This is a genomic window from Pseudazoarcus sp. NS34 (genome assembly GCF_059703725.1).
In genome coordinates this window covers 293,928-313,729 of record NZ_BAAKIZ010000001.1, presented here as the reverse complement: position 1 = coordinate 313,729, position 19,802 = coordinate 293,928, and the positions used below count along the sequence as shown (strand labels likewise).

General features: G+C 64.9%; 19 protein-coding genes. 14 read left to right on the top strand and 5 right to left on the bottom strand.

Going from position 1 to position 19,802, the window contains the following annotated elements:
• Positions 1-51: 51 nt before the first annotated feature.
• The 4 genes from glcF to AC6H0N_RS01535 form a co-directional block, all read right to left on the bottom strand.
• On the bottom strand, positions 52-1,284 hold the full coding sequence (gene glcF / locus AC6H0N_RS01550; protein ID WP_497572293.1) for a glycolate oxidase subunit GlcF: 1,233 nt from the start codon (positions 1,282-1,284) through the stop codon (positions 52-54).
• A 2-nt stretch (positions 1,285-1,286) separates the two neighbouring features.
• On the bottom strand, positions 1,287-2,354 hold the full coding sequence (gene glcE / locus AC6H0N_RS01545) for a glycolate oxidase subunit GlcE (RefSeq protein ID WP_497572292.1): 1,068 nt from the start codon (positions 2,352-2,354) through the stop codon (positions 1,287-1,289).
• Positions 2,355-2,466: 112 nt separating this feature from the next.
• Positions 2,467-3,951: an FAD-linked oxidase C-terminal domain-containing protein gene (locus tag AC6H0N_RS01540; protein WP_497573225.1), complete on the bottom strand. Its 1,485-nt coding sequence runs from the start codon at positions 3,949-3,951 to the stop codon at positions 2,467-2,469.
• Between the two features lie 26 nt (positions 3,952-3,977).
• Positions 3,978-4,718 carry a FadR/GntR family transcriptional regulator gene (locus AC6H0N_RS01535; RefSeq protein WP_497572291.1) on the bottom strand — a complete coding sequence of 247 codons (741 nt, stop codon included), beginning with the start codon at positions 4,716-4,718 and terminating at the stop codon, positions 3,978-3,980.
• 244 nt (positions 4,719-4,962) lie between these two features.
• On the opposite strand from AC6H0N_RS01535, the gene AC6H0N_RS01530 reads away from it, so the two are divergent.
• The 14 genes from AC6H0N_RS01530 (at position 4,963) to AC6H0N_RS01465 (ending at position 18,251) form a co-directional block, all read left to right on the top strand.
• Positions 4,963-5,958 (top strand): TRAP transporter substrate-binding protein, encoded by a 996-nt coding sequence (locus tag AC6H0N_RS01530; RefSeq protein ID WP_497572290.1) that lies wholly within the window; start codon positions 4,963-4,965, stop codon positions 5,956-5,958.
• A gap of 64 nt (positions 5,959-6,022) precedes the next feature.
• Positions 6,023-6,532: a TRAP transporter small permease gene (locus AC6H0N_RS01525; RefSeq protein ID WP_497572289.1), complete on the top strand. Its 510-nt coding sequence runs from the start codon at positions 6,023-6,025 to the stop codon at positions 6,530-6,532.
• A gap of 10 nt (positions 6,533-6,542) precedes the next feature.
• Positions 6,543-7,832: a TRAP transporter large permease gene (locus AC6H0N_RS01520; RefSeq protein WP_497572288.1), complete on the top strand. Its 1,290-nt coding sequence runs from the start codon at positions 6,543-6,545 to the stop codon at positions 7,830-7,832.
• A 39-nt stretch (positions 7,833-7,871) separates the two neighbouring features.
• Positions 7,872-9,107: an aconitase X gene (locus AC6H0N_RS01515; RefSeq protein WP_497572287.1), complete on the top strand. Its 1,236-nt coding sequence runs from the start codon at positions 7,872-7,874 to the stop codon at positions 9,105-9,107.
• The gene (locus AC6H0N_RS01510) at positions 9,104-9,529 is read left to right on the top strand and encodes an aconitase X swivel domain-containing protein (RefSeq protein WP_497572286.1); all 426 of its coding nucleotides are present in this window, start codon (positions 9,104-9,106) and stop codon (positions 9,527-9,529) included. The genes AC6H0N_RS01515 and AC6H0N_RS01510 overlap by 4 nt, the downstream gene beginning before the upstream one ends.
• 78 nt (positions 9,530-9,607) lie before the next feature.
• On the top strand, positions 9,608-10,384 hold the full coding sequence (locus AC6H0N_RS01505; RefSeq protein WP_497572285.1) for a TSUP family transporter: 777 nt from the start codon (positions 9,608-9,610) through the stop codon (positions 10,382-10,384).
• 67 nt (positions 10,385-10,451) lie between these two features.
• Entirely contained in the window at positions 10,452-11,228 is a 777-nt protein-coding gene (locus AC6H0N_RS01500; RefSeq protein WP_497572284.1) for a GntR family transcriptional regulator, read from the top strand.
• Positions 11,229-11,277: 49 nt separating this feature from the next.
• Positions 11,278-13,002, top strand: a complete 1,725-nt coding sequence (locus AC6H0N_RS01495; protein ID WP_497572283.1) for a SulP family inorganic anion transporter — start codon at positions 11,278-11,280, stop codon at positions 13,000-13,002.
• 196 nt (positions 13,003-13,198) lie between these two features.
• Positions 13,199-13,510 carry a 50S ribosomal protein L21 gene (rplU, locus tag AC6H0N_RS01490; protein ID WP_497572282.1) on the top strand — a complete coding sequence of 104 codons (312 nt, stop codon included), beginning with the start codon at positions 13,199-13,201 and terminating at the stop codon, positions 13,508-13,510.
• Positions 13,511-13,528: 18 nt separating this feature from the next.
• Positions 13,529-13,792 (top strand): 50S ribosomal protein L27, encoded by a 264-nt coding sequence (gene rpmA, locus AC6H0N_RS01485; protein WP_497572281.1) that lies wholly within the window; start codon positions 13,529-13,531, stop codon positions 13,790-13,792.
• Positions 13,793-13,860: 68 nt separating this feature from the next.
• Complete coding sequence (cgtA, locus tag AC6H0N_RS01480) at positions 13,861-14,982, top strand: Obg family GTPase CgtA (protein WP_497572280.1); 1,122 nt, start codon at positions 13,861-13,863, stop codon at positions 14,980-14,982.
• A gap of 21 nt (positions 14,983-15,003) precedes the next feature.
• Positions 15,004-16,119 (top strand): glutamate 5-kinase, encoded by a 1,116-nt coding sequence (gene proB, locus AC6H0N_RS01475; RefSeq protein WP_497572279.1) that lies wholly within the window; start codon positions 15,004-15,006, stop codon positions 16,117-16,119.
• 78 nt (positions 16,120-16,197) lie between these two features.
• On the top strand, positions 16,198-16,935 hold the full coding sequence (locus AC6H0N_RS01470; RefSeq protein ID WP_497572278.1) for a response regulator: 738 nt from the start codon (positions 16,198-16,200) through the stop codon (positions 16,933-16,935).
• On the top strand, positions 16,932-18,251 hold the full coding sequence (locus AC6H0N_RS01465; RefSeq protein WP_497572277.1) for an ATP-binding protein: 1,320 nt from the start codon (positions 16,932-16,934) through the stop codon (positions 18,249-18,251). The genes AC6H0N_RS01470 and AC6H0N_RS01465 overlap by 4 nt, the downstream gene beginning before the upstream one ends.
• A gap of 34 nt (positions 18,252-18,285) precedes the next feature.
• Here the strand turns inward: AC6H0N_RS01465 and glpK are convergent, their stop codons facing one another.
• Positions 18,286-19,776: a glycerol kinase GlpK gene (glpK, locus tag AC6H0N_RS01460; protein ID WP_497572276.1), complete on the bottom strand. Its 1,491-nt coding sequence runs from the start codon at positions 19,774-19,776 to the stop codon at positions 18,286-18,288.
• Between the last annotated feature and the right edge of the window lie 26 nt (positions 19,777-19,802).

Here is a 19,802-nt window from a genome sequence, read left to right as displayed (position 1 = left end):
ACCGATTCCACCCCCTTCGTCACAAGTCGGGCGGTGCGCGGCCCGGCGGCCTTACGCGCTCAGCCGCTCGTCCACGTACTCGACCCAATGCCGCACCGGCACGCTGCTGGCCGGATCCAGATGGGTGATGCAGCCGATGTTGGCGGACGCGATGGCGGTGGCGCCATGCTCGGACAGTGCCGCGAGCTTGTTGTCGCGCAGTCTGTGAGACAGCTCCGGCTGCAGCAGCGAGTAGGTGCCGGCGGAGCCGCAGCACAGATGGCCGTCACGCACCGGCACCAGCTCGAAGCCGGCGGTGGTCAGAATGGACTCGATCACGCCGCGGATCTGCTGGCCGTGCTGCAGCGTGCACGGCGCATGGAAGGCGAGCTTGCCGGCACCGCCACGCTGGCCGAGCACCTGCCGCAGCAACTCGTGTTCGGCCGCCACGATCTCGCCGATGTCGCGTGTCAGTTCCGAGACGCGCGCGGCCTTGTCGGCGTAGGCGTGGTCGTCTGCCAGCAGGTGGCCGTAGTCGCGCACCTGCACGCCGCAGCCGGATGCCGTCATCACGATGGCCTCGATCTCCCCGCGTGCCACCGCCGGCCACCAGGCGTCGATATTGCGACGCGCATCCGCTTTCGCACCTTCCAGATCGTCCAGATGCTGGCGCAGTGCGCCGCAGCACCCGGCCCCGGCCTGCTCGACCATCGAGATGCCGATGGCGTCGAGTACGCGTGCGGCGGCCGCGTTGATCGACGGCGCCATCGCCGGTTGCACGCAGCCGGCCAGCGCAATCACGCGGCGCGAGTGGCGCGGTGCTGGCCAGGCGCCAGCCGGGCGCACATCCGGTACTTTCTCCTTGAGCGCGGCCGGCAGCAGGCCGCGCACCATCCGGCCGGCCTTCATTGCCGCGCCGAACAGGCTCGTGCGGGGCACGAATTCCTTCAGCGCCCAGCGCATCAGCCGGTCGCGGCCCTTGCGCGGCACGCGCTGGGAGACCACCTGGCGACCGATGTCGACCAGGCGTCCGTATTCGACGCCGGACGGACAGGTGGTTTCGCAGGCACGGCAGGTCAGGCAGCGGTCCAGATGCAGTTGCGTGCTTTCGGTCGGCTCGGCGCCCTCGAGTACCTGTTTGATCAGGTAGATGCGCCCGCGCGGCCCGTCCAGCTCGTCGCCGAGCAACTGATAGGTCGGACAGGTGGCCGTACAGAAGCCGCAGTGCACGCACTTGCGCAGGATGGCGTCGGCTTCCTGGCCTTCGCGCGTGTCTCGGATGAAGTCGGCAAGCTGGGTCTGCATGGTCAGATTCCGTCGTAAAAGCGGCCGGGGTTGAAGATGCCGGCGGGGTCGAAACCGGCCTTCAGGCGGCGGTGGATTTCCATCAGTGCGGCGGCGGGTGGCTGGAATACTTCGCCACCGCGATCTCCGCCACGGAACAGCGTGGCGTGTCCGCCCAATGCCGAGGCTACCGAACGCAGGGCGGCGGCCTGGGCGTCCGAGCGCAGCCAGCGCTGGCCTCCGCCCCATTCGATCAACTGCTCGCCCTGCAGTGCCAGCGGCGGCGTTGTGGTCGGCAGCGCGAAGCGCCACAGCGGCAATTCGCTTTCCGCAAAAAAGGCATGGCGCTGCTCGCGCAGGCTTTGCCAGAACGACGCGGCTTCGTCGTCGGCGACGCGCGTTCCACCCAGACGCTTGATGGCAGACTCGACCGCCGCGCGTGCGCCCGAGAGACGCACATGCAAGGTGCTGTGATGCCAGGCCGTGGCGGAAACCGGCAAGGGTTCGGCGCCCCATTCGTTCATCTTCGCCAGCGCCGTGCTCTGGTCGCAGTCCATGCGCAGCGTGGCTTCCATCGTCGGGCGCGGCAACACCTTGAGGGACACTTCGAGGATCAGCCCCAGAGTGCCGAGGCTGCCGGTGATCAGGCGTGATGCGTCGTAGCCGGCAACGTTCTTCATGACCTGGCCGCCGAAACTCAGCACGTCGCCGCGCCCGTCCATGATCTTCATGCCGAGCACAAAATCACGCAGTGCGCCGACTGCCAGCCGTCGCGGGCCGGACAGCCCGCAGGCCACAGTGCCGCCGACGGTCGCGCCCTCGCCGAAATGGGGCGGCTCGAAGGCCAGCCACTGGTTGTGCTCGGCAAGCAGCGCTTCCAGCTCTGCCAGCGGCGTGCCGGCGCGTGCGGTTACAACCAGTTCGGTCGGCTCGTAGCTGACGATGCCGCGGTGGTAGCGCGTGTCGAAGACTTCGCCCTCCGGCTGCCGGCCGTAAAAATCCTTGCTGCCGCCGCCACGCAGTTGCAGCGGTCGCCGGGCGGTGGTGGCGGCGCGGATGGTGTCGCGCCACTGTTCGATGATGTCGCTCATGGTTTCTTCCTGTCGTTCGGCCGTTTCTTGACGCAGCGCAGCGTGGCCCAGGCGCCGATCAGCGCGAGCACCGGTCCGCCGACCAGCAGCACTTGGAGCAGGCCCTTGTCCATCAGAAGCGGGGGATGTCGGGGTGAGGCAACTGGCCGTTCTGCACGTGCAACTTGCCGTACTCGGCACAGCGGTTCAGCGTCGGAATGGCCTTGCCGGGGTTGAGCAGGCCGTCCGGGTCGAAGGCCGCCTTGATGCGGAAGAAGCCGTTCAGCGTGGGCCGGTCGAACTGGCTGCACATCTGGTTGATCTTCTCGACGCCTACGCCGTGTTCGCCGGTGACCGTGCCGCCGAGCGCGATCGACAGCTCAAGGATCTCGACGCCGAATTCCTCCGCACGATGCAGTTCGCCTTCCTTGTTGGCGTCGAACATGATCAGCGGGTGCAGGTTGCCGTCGCCAGCGTGGAATACGTTGAGGCAGCCCAGGCCGTACTTCTTCTCCATCTCGGTAATGGCTTCGAGCATTTCGCCGAGTCGCTTGCGCGGAATGGTGCCGTCCATGCAGTAGTAGTCCGGAGACAGTCGGCCGGCGGCGGGGAAGGCCGCCTTGCGCCCGGCCCAGAAGCGCAGGCGCTCAGCCTCGTCGCGCGACACGCGGATTTCGGTGGCGCCGGCGGCTTCGAGCACCTCGCGCATGCGCTCGATCTCTTCGGCCACTTCCTCGGGCGTGCCGTCGGATTCGCACAGCAGGATGCCCTTGGCGTCGAGCGGGTAATCGGCGTGCACGAAGGCCTCGACGGCGATGGTGGTCGCCTGGTCCATCATCTCCAGTCCGGCCGGAATGATGCCGGCGGCGATCACTGCCGCCACCGCGTCGCCGGCCTTCTTGACGTCGTCGAAGGCCGCCAGCACGCACTGCGCGAGCTGAGGTTTCGGAGTGAGCTTGACGGTGACTTCGGTGACCACCGCGAGCATGCCTTCCGAGCCTATCATCGCGGCCAGCAGGTCGTAGCCGGGGGCATCCGGCGCACAGGAGCCGAATTCGACCACCTCGCCATCCATCGTGACCCCGCGCACGCGCAGCACGTTGTGCACGGTCAGGCCGTATTTCAGACAATGCACGCCGCCGGAGTTCTCGGCCACGTTGCCGCCGATCGAACAGGCGATCTGCGACGACGGGTCCGGTGCGTAATACAGACCGTGTGGCGCGGCGGCCTCCGAAATGGCCAGATTGCGCACACCCGGCTGCACGACGGCGGTGCGCGCGAGACGGTCGATCGCCACGATGCGGTTGAACTTCGCCAGCGACAGCAACAGGCCGTGCGCGTGTGGCAGCGCGCCGCCCGACAGGCCGGTGCCTGCCCCGCGCGCCACGACCGGCACGCCCAGCGCCTTGCAGCAGCGCAGGATGGCGACGACCTGCTCCTCGGTGGAGGGCAGGGCCACGGCCAGCGGCAGTTGGCGGTAGGCCGACAGGCCGTCGCATTCGTAGGGGCGGGTGTCTTCCGACTCGTACAGCAGCGCACCGCGCGGCAGCACGGCGCTCAGCGCGTCAATCACGCGCCTGCGGTCGATGCCCGAAAAGTCGTGTTCGACAGCAGCCATCGGCGGCGCTTCCGTCAAGGCGGTGTTCATGTGTGCTCTCCTTCATCCACCGCGCGCCAGCGCGCAGGGTCAAGTCCCAGGCGGCGTGCGGCGCCGATCAGATGTGCCGCCGCCGCCCGCCGCGCCGCTGCCGGGTCACCCGCGGCAATGGCCTGGTAGATACGTTCGTGATCATCCTGTGCTTCGTGCGCCCGTCCTGCGGCATGCCCGGCTTCGCTCCAGGTCGGTTTGCGCGAGTGCGAGAACTGCTGCCCCATGAACTGCGCGAAGCGCGCCAATGCCTGGTTGTGCGTGGCTTCGGCGATCGCGACGTGAAAGGCGTCATCGTCAATCACGGCGTCCGTCGCGTCGTCAATGGCATTGCGCATGCGTTCGAGTGCGGCGCGGATTCGGCTCAGGTCGTCGTCGTCCCTGCGCTCGGCTGCCAGTGCGGCGGCACCCGTCTCGATCACATAGCGCAACTCGAATACCTCGGCGACATCGCGCGGCAAGGTTTCGGGCATCGGCAGGCGAAACACGCCTGCACCCGGTTTCGCCGCCACGAAGGCGCCTGAGCCTTGGCGGGTACGCACGCATCCGTCGGCCTTGAGTCGTGCAATCGCCTCACGGATCACCGGGCGGCTCACGCCGAAGCGAGCGCACAAGACCTTCTCCGTCGGCAGCTGCGTGCCCGGCGGAAAGCCTTCTTCACGCAGCCAGGCTTCGAGCCGGCCAGCAATCTCGTCGCTCAGTCTTGCGGTTCGCTGGGGAGCATCAAGTGCGCTCATCACACCATTGAAAGTTGTCAGACAAGTTGGATGTTAGCGCGGGGGCGGGTGCCTGTCACGTGTCGCTGATTGCGCATTGCAAAATAATCGACCAAGAAACTACATAGTATTGACAAGAAAAAAACTCGGTGCTGTACTTACTACACAGTTACGACCGTCTCGGATGACGACATACGACAAGAAGACGGCGCCTGTATCCGCAAACCATGCGTTGAAGCGTCACACCACCAAAGGAGGTCCGACGATGTTCAAGCGTCACACACTGAAACTGGCTGCAGCCCTGCTCGCCGCCTCGGCTGTGGCCGGTACGGCACACGCCGAACGGCTCTCGGTATCGAGTTGGGGGAGCCCGAAACACCCGCAGGTCTCGCAGTTCGTGCCCGCCTTCACTGAGGCGCTGGAGAAGAAGAGCGGCGGAAAATTTCGCGTACGCGCCTTCCAGGGCGGCGAGATGGTCAAGCAGGAGTTCGTGCCGACGGCGATTCCGCAGGGCACCGTCGATATTTCGCTGACCACCATGGATACGTGGTCCGGCCGCATTCCCGAGGTGTCGATCCTGACGACGCCGCTGTGGAACAAGTCGATGGCCTGGACGCGCGACAACCTGACGCCGGGCAAGCCGGTGTTCGACTACTTCGACGCAAAGTTCCGTGAGCAAGGTGCCGTGATCTTGGCGTTGTTCGATATCGGTCCGGCCGTGGTCTCGACCAACTTTCCGCTGGCCAAGCCCGAGGACCTGAAAGGCAAGTCCGTGCGTGTGTACTCGCGTGGTGCCGGGCTGGTGATCCAGGAACTCGGCGGTTCGCCGGTCACGATGGGCGTCGGCGACGTGTATTCGGCGCTACAGCGCGGCACCGTCGACGGGGCAATGGGCGGCCTGGGCGGCGCGGTCGGTCTGAAGCACTACGAAGTCACCAAGAACATGCTGGTGCAGAACGGCGTGATCGGCACGCTGATCCACGGCTATGTGATGAACCGCAAGAAATTCGAGTCGCTTGATCCGGACATGCGCAAGGCATTGCTCGAATCCGTCGCCGAGGCGCGCGAGGGCATGCAGCAGTACCTCATCGACATTTATGGCAAGCAGACCGACGAGGTGCGTCAGTCGGGCTCGACCGTCACGGTTCTGCAGCAGGGCGGCCCTGAATGGAAGGTGTGGGAAGACGCGCTCGCCGGCTTTGCCGAGACGGCGCGCAAGGAGTATCCCGCCGACATCGTCAAGCTGATTGCAGCTGACTGAGGCCGTGCTGCGGTGGCCGTTCCGGCCGCCGCAGCCGGTTCCCTGCAACGCCAGGAGATTCACCATGTCCTCCGTGCAACATGCCCCGGCCATCGTCCGGGCAATGGACCGGCTCGGCCGTGTCCTGACGGGCGCCTCGCTCGCGCTGATGCTGCTGCTCGCGCTGCCCATCGTCTACGACGCGCTGATGCGCGCGCTGGGCTACCCGACCATCTGGGTGTTCGAGACCACGCTGTATGCCTTCATCTTCATCGGCTTTCTCGGCAATGCACTTGCCATCAAACGTGGCGCGCATTTCCGCGTGACCATCCTGGCCCAGCTGTTTCCGCGCCTGAAGAGCACTTTCGATCTGATCTCGAACCTGTCGGTAGTGGCCTTCGCGCTGCTGGTGATCGCCTCGGGTGCGTATTTCGCGTGGTACTCGTGGTCGAACGACATCGCCTCCTCGACGCTGCTCGAAGTGCCGCAGTGGATTCCCAACCTCGCCATTCCCGTCGGCGGCCTTGGGCTCCTGTTGCAGACCCTGGTGACCATGGTCTGTGGCATGCCCGACCACGCCGAAGCCGGCGACTGAGGAGAGGACGATGGACTTTCTCTACGATTACGGCGGCTTCATCGCGATCGGACTGCTGTTCGTGTTCATGGTGCTGTCGATGCCGGTGTTTGTCGCGATGGGCCTGTCGGCCTTCATCGCCTCGCTCCTGCTCGAAGACCCGATGCACGCCTTCCGCTCGTTCATCCAGATCAGCTGGCAGGGCGCGTCGATCTTCGAGCTCGTGGCGCTGCCGCTGTTCATCCTGACCGGCACCATCATGCAGCGCACCGATGCCGGTCGCGATCTGTTCGACGTGACCAAGGCCTGGGCAGGATCGATCCCGAACTCGCTCGGCGTCGCGACGATCCTTGCCTGCGGCATCTTCGCGGCGATCTCCGGTTCCAGTATCGCAACCGCGGCCACGGTCGGGCTGGTGGCGATCCCGCTGTTGCAGAACGAGGGTTATGGCGACCGTCGCGCAGGTGGCTTCGTCGCTGGCGGCGGCACGCTGGGCATCATCATTCCGCCGTCGATTCCGCTGATTCTGTATGGCGTGATCACCGAGACATCGATCGGCCAACTCTTCATCGCGGGCGTGCTGCCGGGCATCCTGATGATGTCGCTGTTTGCGCTCTACGTGCTGACTTCGAGGCCGGTCGTGCGCATCAATCGCAGCCTGCCGATGGCCGAGAAACTGCGCATCACGCGTCGCTCCATCGGTGTGATCCTGCTGCCGCCTGTGATCATCGCGGCGATCTACAGCGGCGCGTTCACGCCGACCGAAGTGGGCGCGCTGGCCGTGGTCTATGTCGCACTGCTCGGTTTCGTCCAGCGCCGACTCAACTGGCCGAAGCTGCGCGATGCAGCGTTGGTGGCGACGGCGACCACCTCGATGCTGTTCATGCTGATCGTCTTCGGGCAGTTCTTCGCCCACTTCCTGACCTTCGAACAGGTTCCGCAGACGATTGCTGCGGCCATCATCGAGAACTCCAGCGGGCTCGCCGCCCTGACCCTGATGATCCTCGCCTACCTGGTGATGGGCATGTTCCTCGAGAGTGCGGCAATGCTGCTGATCTCGATCCCGATCTTCTACCCGGTCGCAATGCAACTTGGCATGGACCCGCTGGTGTTCGGCATCTTCGCGTGCATCGCGATGGAGATCGCCCAGATCTCGCCGCCGATCGGCGTCAACCTTTTCACCATCCACGGTATCTCGCGCATCAAGCTCGGCCGCCTTGCGCTGGGCGCCGCGCCCTTCCTGCTGATCCAGATCGGCATGTTGTACCTGATCTATTTCTTCCCGGAACTGGTGCTCTGGCTCCCCAATTCCATGAAATGAGCGCCCCCGAGCCATGACTGACACAAAGAGGTTCATCCGATGAGACTTACAGAAGAAGAGCGCGCGATGCTCGCCGGCGAGTTCGGCCAGCCGTGCAAATGGGCCATCGAGCACATGATGCAAGTCGGACGCCTGTTCGACGCCGAGGATTTCGTGCCGGTATCGCAGGCTCACATGATGGCCGACCCTGAATCGCTGGGTGCTGCTGGAGTGGAGTTCCTTGAAGGGTTGGTCGGGCAGTCGGGCCGCGTGCGTATCCCGATGATCACTGACCCGCGTGGCGTCGACCTGTCCTATTACAAGGAACTCGGCCAGACCGAGGAGATGGCCACGCTCGAGCGCCGCACCATCGCGGCCTGCCGCACGCTCGGCATCCTGATGACCGACACCTGCATCAACTACCAGACCATCATGCCGCCGGTACGTGGTGATCACCTCGCCTTCGGTGACACCGGTGTGGTGATCTACTGCAACAGCGTGTTGGGTGCGTACTCCAACTTCGAGGGCGGGCCGTCGGCACTCGCCGCCGGCCTCACCGGTCGCACACCGCGCTACGGCCTGCATCTGGATGCGAAGCGCCGCGGCACCAAGCGCTTCGTGGTGCGCCACCAGCCGCGTGGGCTGACCGACTGGGGCATCCTCGGGGGCATCATCGGAAAAGCCAGTGGCTCGTATTGGGAAGTGCCCGTCATCGAAGGCATCGAGGGGGCCCCCTCGTCCGACGACATGAAGCATCTCGGCGCGGCCATGGCGAGCTATGGCTCAACCCCGTTGTTTCACATCGTTGGTATCACGCCTGAGGCGCCTACGCTGGCCGCAATGTTCGACGGCACACCGCCGCCTGCCATCGAAGTCACCGAGACTGACTATCGCGACTTCCAAGGCAACTTCGGCGGCCGTGGCGAGAAGGTGGACGTGGTCGTGTTTGCCGCGCCGCAGCTGTCGCTGATCGAAATGTCGCGCGTGGCCGAACTGGTCGAGGGGCGCCGCGTGCATCCGGACACCGCACTGATCGTGTGCACGTCGCCCCCGGTTGCGGCCGACTGCGACCGCCTCGGCCTGACTGAGCGCATCGAGACCGCCGGCGGCAAGGTGCTGCGCGGCACCTGCTTCTACCAGCAGTACGCGCGCGAGATGGGTGAGGCCAACGGCTGGAAGCGCCTGCTCAGCAACTCGACCAAGATCGTCAACATCATCGGCGGTTACGGCTACCAACCCTCGCTGGCGAGCATGGAAGCATGCATCGACTCGGCGGTCGCAGGAGAAATCGTATGAGCAAGACTCTCAAGTGCCACGTCGGCGTCGGCACCAAGGTGCGTGGTGAGGCGCTGGTCGCGTCGGACAATTTCTCGGCGCGCTACGACCTCGATCGCCTCAAGGGCGTGTTCTCACGTCCGGCCCACAAGCTCGTCGGTCAGTCGTACGTCGGCAAGATCCTGGTGCTCAACACGGCCAAGGGCGGCGTCGCATCGGCCTGGATGCTTCATGAAATGAGTTCGCGCGACATGGCGCCGGTGGCGATCCTGTTCAACCAGGCCAACACGATCCTAGCGCAGGGCGCGGCACTCGCCGGCATGACGCTGTGCGACCGCTTCGAGGATGGTGACGTGACGCAGCTCATCAAGAACGGAGATGAGATCCTTGTCGACCCCGATGCAGGTACGGTCGAGATCGTGTCCTCCGCGTCGGGCGCGTGACGAAATTCAGCTCCGCAGTAGCGGAGCCGATCCTGTATTGCCGGAAAGCGTCGTACTCGGTCTTGAAGGGGGTTGTGGGTGGAGCATTTGTCCCTGGCCGAGTATGGGCTGATCGGCGCCCTGTTCATCTGGAGCGGCTTTGTCCGCTCCGGCTTGGGCTTTGGTGGCGCAGTGTTGGTGCTGCCATTCCTGCTGTTCATCGTCGACGATCCGCTGGTGTTCCTGCCGCTGATCGCGATGCAGCAGATCCTTTTTGGCGGCTGGGCCGGTGTGCGGAGCTGGTTCGCTGGTCCGTCGTCCGTGCCCGGCGCGGACATGGGCGGCGTGGACTGGACCTACCTCGGCCGCGCATTGCGCTGGATGGCACCGCCGGCGCTGCTCGGAGTGCTCGGTCTGCTGACCCTGCCGGCACGCGTCATGAGCGTCATCATCTTCACGATCGTGTTCGCCTACGCGCTCGGCTATGTATTCGGCCGTCCGATCCGCAGCCGCGGCCCGAAGCGCGACGCGGCGCTCCTTGCACTCGGCGGCTACATCAACGGCACGTCGCTCATTGGCGGACCGTTGATCGTGTCGGTGTTCGCAAACCACGTCGCGCGTCACCGCCTGCGCGATACACTTCTGGTCGCCTGGGTGGTAATCGTCGCCATGAAGCTCACGTCTTTCGTGATCGCCGGAGTCGACCTGCAAATGCGGCATCAACTCTGGCTGCTGCCCTGCGTGCTGCTCGGGCATTTCGCTGGAAGTCGGCTGCACGACCGTCTGTTGCGAGCGAACACCCGATCATTTTTTCGTGGTCTGGGCGCAGTGCTACTGGCGGTGAGCGTGTTGGGTCTGATGTGGTCGCTGCGCTGACACTGAAGACGCCGGCATCAGCGGCGTATCGGCAACCTCATCAACTGGAGAACCGCGCATGTCCGACGTGATCGACAGCGCCAGCGAAATCGTTCGACGCATTCCCGCAGCGGGATCGCAACACATCAAGCACGTGCAGCTGCGCATGGCGATCAAGGAATTGATCAAGGAAGGTATATGGAATCCAGGGGAAAAGCTTCCCACCGAGACAGAGCTTGCCGCCAGCCTGCCGTTCAGTCTTGGGACCATCCAGCGCTGCTTCCGAGATCTGGTCGATGAAGGCATCGTGGTGCGCAAGCGCGGCTATGGCACCTACATTCCGCCGCGCCTGAAGGAGCTCTTCGATCCATGGCATATGCGTTTTCTCGGTGACGACGGAGTTTCCTTTTTGCCGGTGTATGCACACGTTCTGCGCCGCTATCGCATCAACGGACACGGGCGCTGGACCAAACATCTCGCACAGCGCAACGAACAGATTCTGCGCATCGACCGGCGCATGCAGATTGGTGACGATTTCTCGGTGTACGCGCGCTTCTACGCACGGGTGGATCGTGTGGCTAAACTCGCGGAACTCCCCCTTGCGGAGCTCAATGGCGCGAATATCAAGAAGCTAATCGCCGCCGAGTTCAACACCCAGCTTGCAACCACCCATCATTTCATCGAGCAGGCCCATATTCCGCATGCAGGCTGCATCGCAATCGACGTGCCCGATCCGACCCTCGCCACTCTGGTAAGCTGCACTGCGTTCTTCGGCTCCGGGCCGGCGGTGTACTTTCAAGAGTTCTTCGTGCCGCCGAATCCGCACAAGCTGTTCATCGAAAGTCGTCTGGGGCTGGGCCTGTGACACGACCGACCCACTCTGCCGACGTTGCCTCGACCCTGTTCCGTCGCTCATGAATCAAGACCCGTCGACGCGCTTCCGCTTCCTGCCCTTTCTTGCGTGGCCGCAGGCCTGGCGCAAGCTGGGCGTACGCGGAGACATCATTGCCGGCATTACCGTAGGCCTCGTTCTGGTGCCGCAGGCGCTGGCCTATGCCCAGTTGGCGCAGCTGCCTCCCTACATCGGACTATATGCCGCGCTGCTGCCGGCCATCATCGGCGCGATGTTCGGCTCATGTGGGGCGATCGCCACCGGCCCTGTGGCGCTGACCTCGCTGCTGACCGGTGCCAGTGTGATCGCGGTGGCGCGTCCCGGTACCGAGGCGTTCATTGAAGCCGCCATTGTGTTGGCGTTGCTCTCCGGCCTGATCCAGCTAGCGCTTGGTGGGTTGCGGTTGGGATGGCTGCTCAAGCTTTTGTCCCGCCCGGTGATGATCGGTTTCATCAACGCCTCGGCGCTGCTCATTGCGCTGTCGCAAGTGCCGGGAATGCTCGGTTTGCGCATGCCGCGCTCTGAGCATTTCCTGATCGATTTCCTGGGCATGCTCGGTAATTTCGGCAGTCTGCATGTGCCCGCACTGCTGTTCGGTGTCGGCACCTTGGCGGCGTTGATCGTGCTGCGCCGTTATGCACCGCGGGTGCCGGGCGTGTTGCTGGTGACCGCGGCGGCGATCGTGCTGGCTGCGGCATTCGGGTATGAGGATGGCGGCGGACGCGTGGTCGGCCACATCCCGCAAGGGCTGCCCGCATTCGTGCTGCCTGCGTTCGACTGGAATCTGATCGTCGCGCTGTTTCCGGCCGCCTTCGTGATCGCGCTGGTGAGTTTCATGGAAGTGACGGCGAGCGCTAGCGTCATCTCGGCGCGCACGGGCGAGCGCTGGCGGCAGAATCGCGAGCTGGTGGGGCAGGGGCTGGCCAAGATCGCCTCGGCAATCCAGGGGGGGATGCCGGTCAGTGGATCGTTTTCACGCTCGGCCTTGAACTTCTCAAGCGGGGCTCGCACTGGGCTTTCGTCGTTGGTTGCGGCGGCCTTCGTGGTGGTTACGCTGTTGTACCTGACGCCGTTGTTGTGGCATTTGCCGACGGCGGTGCTGGCGGCCGTGATTGTGTTGGTGGTGTTCAATCTGTTCGATCTCGGCGCCTTTCGTCGCGCCTGGCAGGCCGGCCGTGACGACGGCATCGCCGCCACGGCCACGTTCGTGTCTACGCTGGCCTTCGCGCCGAATATCCAGAACGGCATTCTGGTAGGGCTGCTGATCTCGCTGTCGCTGATGCTGTATCGCGACATGCAGCCGCGGGTGGCGTACCTCGGCCTGCATGAAGACGGTACCTACCGTGATCGCGAGCGTTTCGGCTTGCCGCACCCGCATCCCAACCTGGTCGTGATGCGCTTCGACAGTGCGCTGACTTTCGTTACTTCCGAACTCTTTGAGGACGCTGCATCGGATGCCTTGAAGGCCCAGTCGGACGTCAAGGTGCTGCTGGTGTCGGCTGCGGGCATCAACGGCATCGATTCCACTGGTCTGGACGCCATCGCCACGGTGCATGGCCGGCTCGTCACGGAAGGGCGGACGCTGGCTTTTTGCGGGCTGAAGAAGCAGGTCATCGATGCGATGGAGCGCACCGGCTTGTGGGAGCGACTGCAGCCCCACGCGCACTATCGGACAGAGCAGCATGCTTTGGAGGGCTTGCTGGCAGAGTTGCCGACGGTTGAAGCGGAGCAGCCGTCGCCGACGTAGGTCACGCCAGCCCAGTGCGCCTTGAGCCTTCGGTGCGACTGACGCGCAGCTTCGGAGGTGCGCCGATGGTGTGAGCCCGGCCCGAGGGAACTCGCGAGGCTGATTGCCTCGATGCCCAATTCCCTTGACTATCCGCTACTTGGCCGGCAGAATGCGCGATTCTTTGCAGCACCCATCCATCTATTGGAGCTTCACCATGTACGCGGTCATAAAAACCGGCGGCAAGCAGTACCGTGTCGTCGTCGGTGAAAAACTTAAAGTAGAACAGATACCGGCTGACGTGGGTTCCGAAATCACTATCGACCAGGTTCTCATGGTCGGCGAGGGCGAGTCCGTGAAAATCGGCACGCCTCTGGTTTCGAGCGCCGCAGTCACGGCCACCGTGGTTTCCCACGGCCGCCACGACAAGATCCGTATCTTCAAGATGCGCCGTCGCAAGCACTACCAGAAGCGTCAGGGCCATCGCCAGAACTACACCGAGCTTCGTATTGAAGCCATCTCGGCCTGAGTCAGGAGGTAATTCGACATGGCACACAAGAAAGCCGGCGGCAGTTCCCGTAACGGTCGCGACTCACATTCCAAGCGCCTCGGTGTGAAGCGCTACGGTGGCCAGGCAGTCATTGCCGGCAACATCCTCATCCGTCAGCGTGGTACCGAGTACCACGCCGGCGACAACGTCGGCATGGGCAAGGATCACACCCTGTTCGCGCTGACCGATGGCACCGTGGAGTTTTCGGTCAAGGGCGCCCAGAAGCGTCGCGTTGTGACGATCGTCCCGAACGCGGCCTGATCGCTTCCCGACGCCGAAAAGCCCTATCCTTGCGATAGGGCTTTTTTGTTTTTGAATAGGCAGTACCGATGAAATTCTTTGACGAAGCGCGTATCGAGGTGGTTGCCGGCGACGGTGGCAACGGATCCGCATCCTTTCGGCGCGAAAAGTTCGTGCCGCGCGGCGGACCTGACGGCGGCGATGGTGGTCGCGGTGGCAGCGTGTATGCGCAGGCCGACCGCAACCTCAACACGCTCATCGACTTCCGCTTCACGCGCCACTTCCGTGCCGAGCGCGGCGAGAACGGCCGTGGTGCCGACTGCTACGGCAAGGGCGGCGACGACATCGTGCTGCGCATGCCGGTCGGTACCGTCATCACCGATTACGAGACGGGCGACTTGATCGCCGACCTCGACGAGGACGGCAAGCAGGTCATGATAGCCCGTGGCGGCAAGGGTGGCCTCGGCAACATCCACTTCAAGTCGAGCGTGAACCGCGCGCCGCGCAAGCGCACCATGGGTGAGGAAGGCGAGCAGCGCATGCTGCGCCTGGAGCTCAAGGTGCTGGCCGATGTCGGTCTGCTCGGCATGCCCAACGCCGGCAAGTCCACCTTCATCCGCTCGGTCTCCGCGGCCAAGCCCAAGGTGGCGGACTATCCGTTCACGACGCTGCACCCCAACCTCGGGGTGGTGCGCACCGCCAACGAACGCAGCTTCGTCATAGCCGACATTCCCGGGCTGATCGAAGGCGCGGCCGAAGGTGCCGGCCTCGGTCACCAGTTCCTGCGCCACCTGCAGCGCACGCGCGTGCTGCTGCACCTGGTTGATCTGGCGCCTTTCGATCCGGACGCCGACCCGGTGTATGACGCCAAGGCCATCGTCGAGGAACTGCGCCGCTACGATCAGGAACTGTTCGACAAGCCGCGCTGGCTGGTGCTGAACAAGCTTGATCTGATCGCCGAGGAAGAGCGCGCCGAGCGCGTTGCTGCTTTTCTCGACGCCTATGGGCCGGTCGAGCGCCATTTCGAGATCGCGGCGATCAATGGCGAAGGTTGCCGAGGCCTGATCTTTGCGCTGCAGGATTTCCTCGACGCCGAGCGTGCGCGTCTGGAAGCAGAGCGCGTAGCAAATGCTCCGGCCGAGGTGCCGCTGGACGAATCCGATGCTGCGCCTGTTGCGCAAGACCCGGAAGAGCCCGAACCCAAGCACTGACTTTCGACCATCGTCATTGTCATGAGAGAAAAAATCCGTTCCTCGCGCCGCCTGATCGTCAAGGTCGGCAGCGCGCTGGTGACCCGCAACGGCGCCGGTCTGGACAAGACCGCGATGGCCGATTGGGCGCGTCAGATTGCGGCCCTGCGTGCGGCCGGCAAGCAGATCGTGCTGGTTTCGTCCGGCGCCATTGCGGCCGGCATGCAGCGGCTGGGCTGGCACAAGCGTCCGCACGAAATGCACCGCCTGCAGGCCGCCGCTGCCGTGGGGCAGATGGGCTTGGTCGAGGCCTATGAGGAGGCTTTCTCTGCCCACGGGCTCCACACCGCTCAGATCCTGCTCACGCACGAGGATCTGGCCGATCGCAAGCGCTACCTCAATGCGCGTTCGACGCTGGCCACGCTGCTCGAACTCGGCGTGGTGCCGATCATCAACGAGAACGACACCATCGTCACCGACGAGATCAAGTTCGGCGACAACGACACGCTCGGCGCGCTGGTCGCCAACCTGATCGAAGCCGACGCGCTGATCATCCTGACCGACCAGCAGGGCCTGTACACGGCCGATCCGCGTCGCGACCCGGCCGCCACGCTGATCAGCGAAGGTCGCGCCGAGGATCGCGCTTACGAAGCCATGGCCGGCGGCGCCGGCACCGGCATCAGCAAGGGCGGCATGATCACCAAGATCCGCGCCGCCCAGCGCGCCGCGCGCAGCGGTGCGCACACGTGCATTGCCAGTGGCGGTGAACCCGATGTGCTGATTCGCCTTGCTGCAGCCGAGCCGCTTGGCACCTTGTTGTACGCAACCAGCACGCCGCTGGCTGCGCGCAAGCAGTGGATGGCGGATCACCTGCAGCTGGCTGGGAGCCTCGTCGTTGATGACGGAGCGGCCCAGGCGCTGAAGAGCGGGCGCAGTCTGCTGCCGGTCGGCGTGGTACGGGTCGTCGGCGAGTTCGAGCGCGGTGGCATCGTTGCCTGCCGCACTGCGGGCGGCGACGAGATCGCACGCGGGCTGGTCAACTACAGCAGTTCGGAATGCCGGCGCATCGCGCGCCAGCCCAGCGACCGTATCGAGGCGCTGCTCGGCTACATCGACGAGCCAGAGCTGATTCATCGCGACAACATGATCGCGCGCTGATACAGGGCGGTACATACGCGGCGCCCGGCTTGCGCGATGCTTCCGTTGTGCACGTACATGCACCAGGACAAGACCACGATGAGCGCCACAGCCGACCACATCCTTATCGTCGACGACGACCGCGACATCCGCGAGCTGCTCGCCGATTACCTCACCAAGCAGGGTTTGCGCTGTACCACCGCCGGCAACGGCCGCGAGATGCGCATGGTGCTTGATCACCATCGCATCGACCTGATCGTGCTCGACATCATGATGCCCGGCGAAGACGGCCTGAGCCTGTGCCGCGGTCTGCGCGCCGGCGGGCCGCATGTGTCGACGCCGGTGCTGATGCTGACGGCGCGCGGCGAGGAAATGGACCGTATCGTCGGCCTCGAAATGGGCGCTGACGATTACCTGCCCAAGCCCTTCGTGCCGCGCGAACTGTACGCGCGCATCCGTGCCATTCTGCGCCGCGCGCGCGCCTTGCCGCCCAACCTTGACGAAGCCGAGACGCCGCGCATTCTGCGCTTTGCGGGCTGGACGCTGGACAGCGTGGCGCGCCATCTGGTCGACGGCGAAGGCGTGGTGGTGCCGTTGTCGGGCTCCGAGTTCCGCATGCTTGAGGTGTTCGTCGCCCATCCCCGGAAGGTGCTCTCGCGCGATCAGTTGATGGAGCTGACACGCGGGCGTGACGCCGAGGTCTTCGACCGCTCCATCGATCTGGCGGTGAGCCGCCTGCGTCAGCGTCTGCGCGACAACGCGCGCGACCCGGCCATCATCAAGACGGTGCGCAACGGCGGCTACGTGCTGGCCGCCGACGTCGAGGCCGAGTCGTGAAGCTGATCCCGCGCACGCTGTTCGCCCGCCTGATGTGGATCTGGCTGGTCGGCCTGGCGGTGGTGCTGGGCACCAGCTTCTGGCTGTTCCTCGGGGAACGCGAGCGGTTTGATCGTGACGTGATGATCGAAGGCATCGCGCGCGAGGTTGGCGCCGTGGTGGACGTCATCGACCGCCTGACGCCCATCGAGCGTGCGACGCAACTCGAGACGATGCGTCATCGCCGTCTGCGCTTTTCACTCGACGGCCCGCCGTCCGATGCAACACCGGCCGCCTGGCGCGGTTCGCTCACCCAGGCGCTGGAGCGTGCGCTGCCTGATCGCTCCGTGCGCTTGTATTTCCAGCCGCCACCGCCGCAGTCGCGCGAGGGGCGCTCGACGCCGCGCGTGTTCGCTGTTGTCGGCCTGTCTGACGGCACGCAGTTGACTGTGCGCTTGCCCGGCTTCCAGCAAGAGTCCGACCGCCCTGCGTCGCCCGAACGCATGCTGGCCGCGCTGGCCGCGCTGATTGCCGGCATCGGTTTGCTGTCGTGGCTTGCTGTGCGCGTGGCTACTCGGCCGCTGTCGGAACTGGCTGAGGCGGCGCGTGTGCTTGGTGAGGATCCCGAACGTGGTGAGGTCACCACCACCGGCCCGGCCGAAGTTGCCCAGGCCGCCAGCGCCTTTCGCCTCATGCAGCAGCGTATTCGTGAGCACATTCATGAGCGCACACGCATCCTCGCTGCCATTTCGCACGACCTGCAGACCCCGATTACGCGGCTGCGTCTGCGCGCCGAGCAGATTGACGACGAAGCGCTGCGCGGCCGCGTCCAGTCTGATCTGGATGACATGCAGGCCCTGGTGCGTGAAGGCCTGGCCTACGCGCGCAGCCTGGAAGATCGCGAAAGCGTGCAGCGCGTCGACGTGCGTGCGTTGCTCGAAACCATCGCCGAGGATGCGCAGGAGCTGGGCTGGAGTGTGACGCTCGCGCCCGGTGAATCCGCCGTCTGCAGCGCACGCCCGATGGCGCTGCGGCGCTCGCTGTGGAATCTGATCGAGAACGGCGTGAAGTTCGGTGAGCGCGTAGACCTCTTGATCGAGGCCGGAACCGTCGTACTCATTCGCGATCGCGGGACCGGTCTGCCCGAAGAGGAGCTCGAGCGCGTGTTCGAGCCCTTCTACCGTACCGAGTCATCACGCAATCGCGATACCGGTGGCACCGGCTTGGGGCTGGCCATCGCGCGAAACCTTTTGCGCGCGCAAGGAGGTGAGGTAACGCTCGCCAATGCGCCTGATGGCGGGCTTGTAGCGCGAGTCGAGCTCGCGAGCTCTGTATAGGGTGTGCGGCGAGCGCAGCAAACGACGTGCTGCGTCAGCCCTCGGCCCATCCGCGCGATCGGTCCACTGCCCGATGCCAGCGCTCCACCATCGCTTCACGTTCTGGCGCGTTCATTCGCGGCTGAAAGCGCGCGGCCTCTTGCCAATGCGCCGCGACTTCGTCTTCCCCTGACCATACCCCGACGCCGATGCCTGCCATGTAGGCGGCGCCCAGTGCAGTGGTTTCCAGCATCTGCGGACGCACGACCGGCACGTCGAGCAGATCGGCCTGTAGCTGCATCAGCAGATTGTTGGCGGCCGCGCCGCCGTCCACGCGCAGTTCGTGTAGCGGGCCTGCGCCGTCGCGTTTCATGGCTTCGACCAGATCGACAGTCTGCAGGGCGATGGCCTCCAACGCCGCGCGAGCAATGTGGGCGCGTGTCGTGCCGCGCGTCAGGCCGACCAGCGTGCCGCGTGCGTAGGCGTCCCAGTACGGGGCGCCGAGCCCGGTGAAGGCCGGCACGAGCACCACGCCGCCGCTGTCCTGCACCGACGCAGCCAGCGCTTCAATTTCGTTGGACGAGCGGATCATGCCCAGCCCGTCGCGCAACCACTGCACCAACGCGCCGCCGATGAAAATGCTGCCTTCGAGCGCGTAAGTGGTTTCACCCCCGCGCTGCCAGCCGATGGTGGTGAGCAGGCGGTTTTGAGATTCCACTGCTGCGCTGCCGGTGTTCATCAGCAGAAAGCATCCCGTGCCATAGGTCTGTTTGGCCATTCCGTGGGCGAAGCACGTCTGGCCAAAGGTGGCGGCTTGTTGGTCGCCGCCGATGCCGGCAATGGGGATGGCCGCGCCGAGCACGTCCGCGCGGGTGTGGCCGCAGACTCCGATGCTGTCGACGACCTGCGGCAGCAGCGTGCGAGGGATGTCGAACAAGGTCAGCAGTTCATCGCTCCACCCAAGGCGATGGATGTCATAGAGCATCGTGCGGGAGGCGTTGCCGGCATCCGTGACGTGCAGCGCGCCGCCGCTCAGATGCCACGCCAGCCAGGTGTCGACGGTGCCGAATGCCAGCTCACCACGCGCCGCTCGCTCCCGAGCTCCTGGGATGTTGTGCAGCAGCCATGCGATCTTCGTGGCGGAGAAGTAAGCGTCGACCTCCAGCCCCGTGATGCTGCGGATCAGATCTGCATGACCGGCGTCACGCAGTCGGTCGCAGTCGCTCGCGGTGCGGCGGTCCTGCCATACGATGGCAGGCGCAATCGCGCGGCCGTTCTTGCGGTCCCACATCACCGAGGTCTCACGCTGGTTGGTGATGCCCAGCGCGGCAATGGCCGAGGGGGCGATGCCGGCCTGCGCAATGGCGGCGCGCGCGCAATCGAGCTGTGTGGTCAGGATTTCGTGTGCGTCGTGCTCGATCCAGCCGGGATGTGGGTAGTGTTGGGTGAACTCGCGTTGCGCGGCCCCGCACACCTGGCCCCGCGCGTTGAACATCATCGCTCGCGAACTGGTGGTCCCCTGATCGAGCGCAAGCAGGAAAGTCATGGTGTCCCTCGTGGCGGCTTTCTGCG

Coding starts and splice junctions, on each gene's coding strand:
- glcF (WP_497572293.1), bottom strand. CDS start 1,284: ATGCAGACCCAGCTTGCCGACTTCATCCGAGACACGCGCGAAGGCCAG.
- glcE (WP_497572292.1), bottom strand. CDS start 2,354: ATGAGCGACATCATCGAACAGTGGCGCGACACCATCCGCGCCGCCACC.
- AC6H0N_RS01540 (WP_497573225.1), bottom strand. CDS start 3,951: ATGGCTGCTGTCGAACACGACTTTTCGGGCATCGACCGCAGGCGCGTG.
- AC6H0N_RS01535 (WP_497572291.1), bottom strand. CDS start 4,718: ATGAGCGCACTTGATGCTCCCCAGCGAACCGCAAGACTGAGCGACGAG.
- AC6H0N_RS01530 (WP_497572290.1), top strand. CDS start 4,963: ATGTTCAAGCGTCACACACTGAAACTGGCTGCAGCCCTGCTCGCCGCC.
- AC6H0N_RS01525 (WP_497572289.1), top strand. CDS start 6,023: ATGTCCTCCGTGCAACATGCCCCGGCCATCGTCCGGGCAATGGACCGG.
- AC6H0N_RS01520 (WP_497572288.1), top strand. CDS start 6,543: ATGGACTTTCTCTACGATTACGGCGGCTTCATCGCGATCGGACTGCTG.
- AC6H0N_RS01515 (WP_497572287.1), top strand. CDS start 7,872: ATGAGACTTACAGAAGAAGAGCGCGCGATGCTCGCCGGCGAGTTCGGC.
- AC6H0N_RS01510 (WP_497572286.1), top strand. CDS start 9,104: ATGAGCAAGACTCTCAAGTGCCACGTCGGCGTCGGCACCAAGGTGCGT.
- AC6H0N_RS01495 (WP_497572283.1), top strand. CDS start 11,278: ATGAATCAAGACCCGTCGACGCGCTTCCGCTTCCTGCCCTTTCTTGCG.
- rplU (WP_497572282.1), top strand. CDS start 13,199: ATGTACGCGGTCATAAAAACCGGCGGCAAGCAGTACCGTGTCGTCGTC.
- rpmA (WP_497572281.1), top strand. CDS start 13,529: ATGGCACACAAGAAAGCCGGCGGCAGTTCCCGTAACGGTCGCGACTCA.
- cgtA (WP_497572280.1), top strand. CDS start 13,861: ATGAAATTCTTTGACGAAGCGCGTATCGAGGTGGTTGCCGGCGACGGT.
- proB (WP_497572279.1), top strand. CDS start 15,004: ATGAGAGAAAAAATCCGTTCCTCGCGCCGCCTGATCGTCAAGGTCGGC.
- AC6H0N_RS01470 (WP_497572278.1), top strand. CDS start 16,198: ATGAGCGCCACAGCCGACCACATCCTTATCGTCGACGACGACCGCGAC.
- glpK (WP_497572276.1), bottom strand. CDS start 19,776: ATGACTTTCCTGCTTGCGCTCGATCAGGGGACCACCAGTTCGCGAGCG.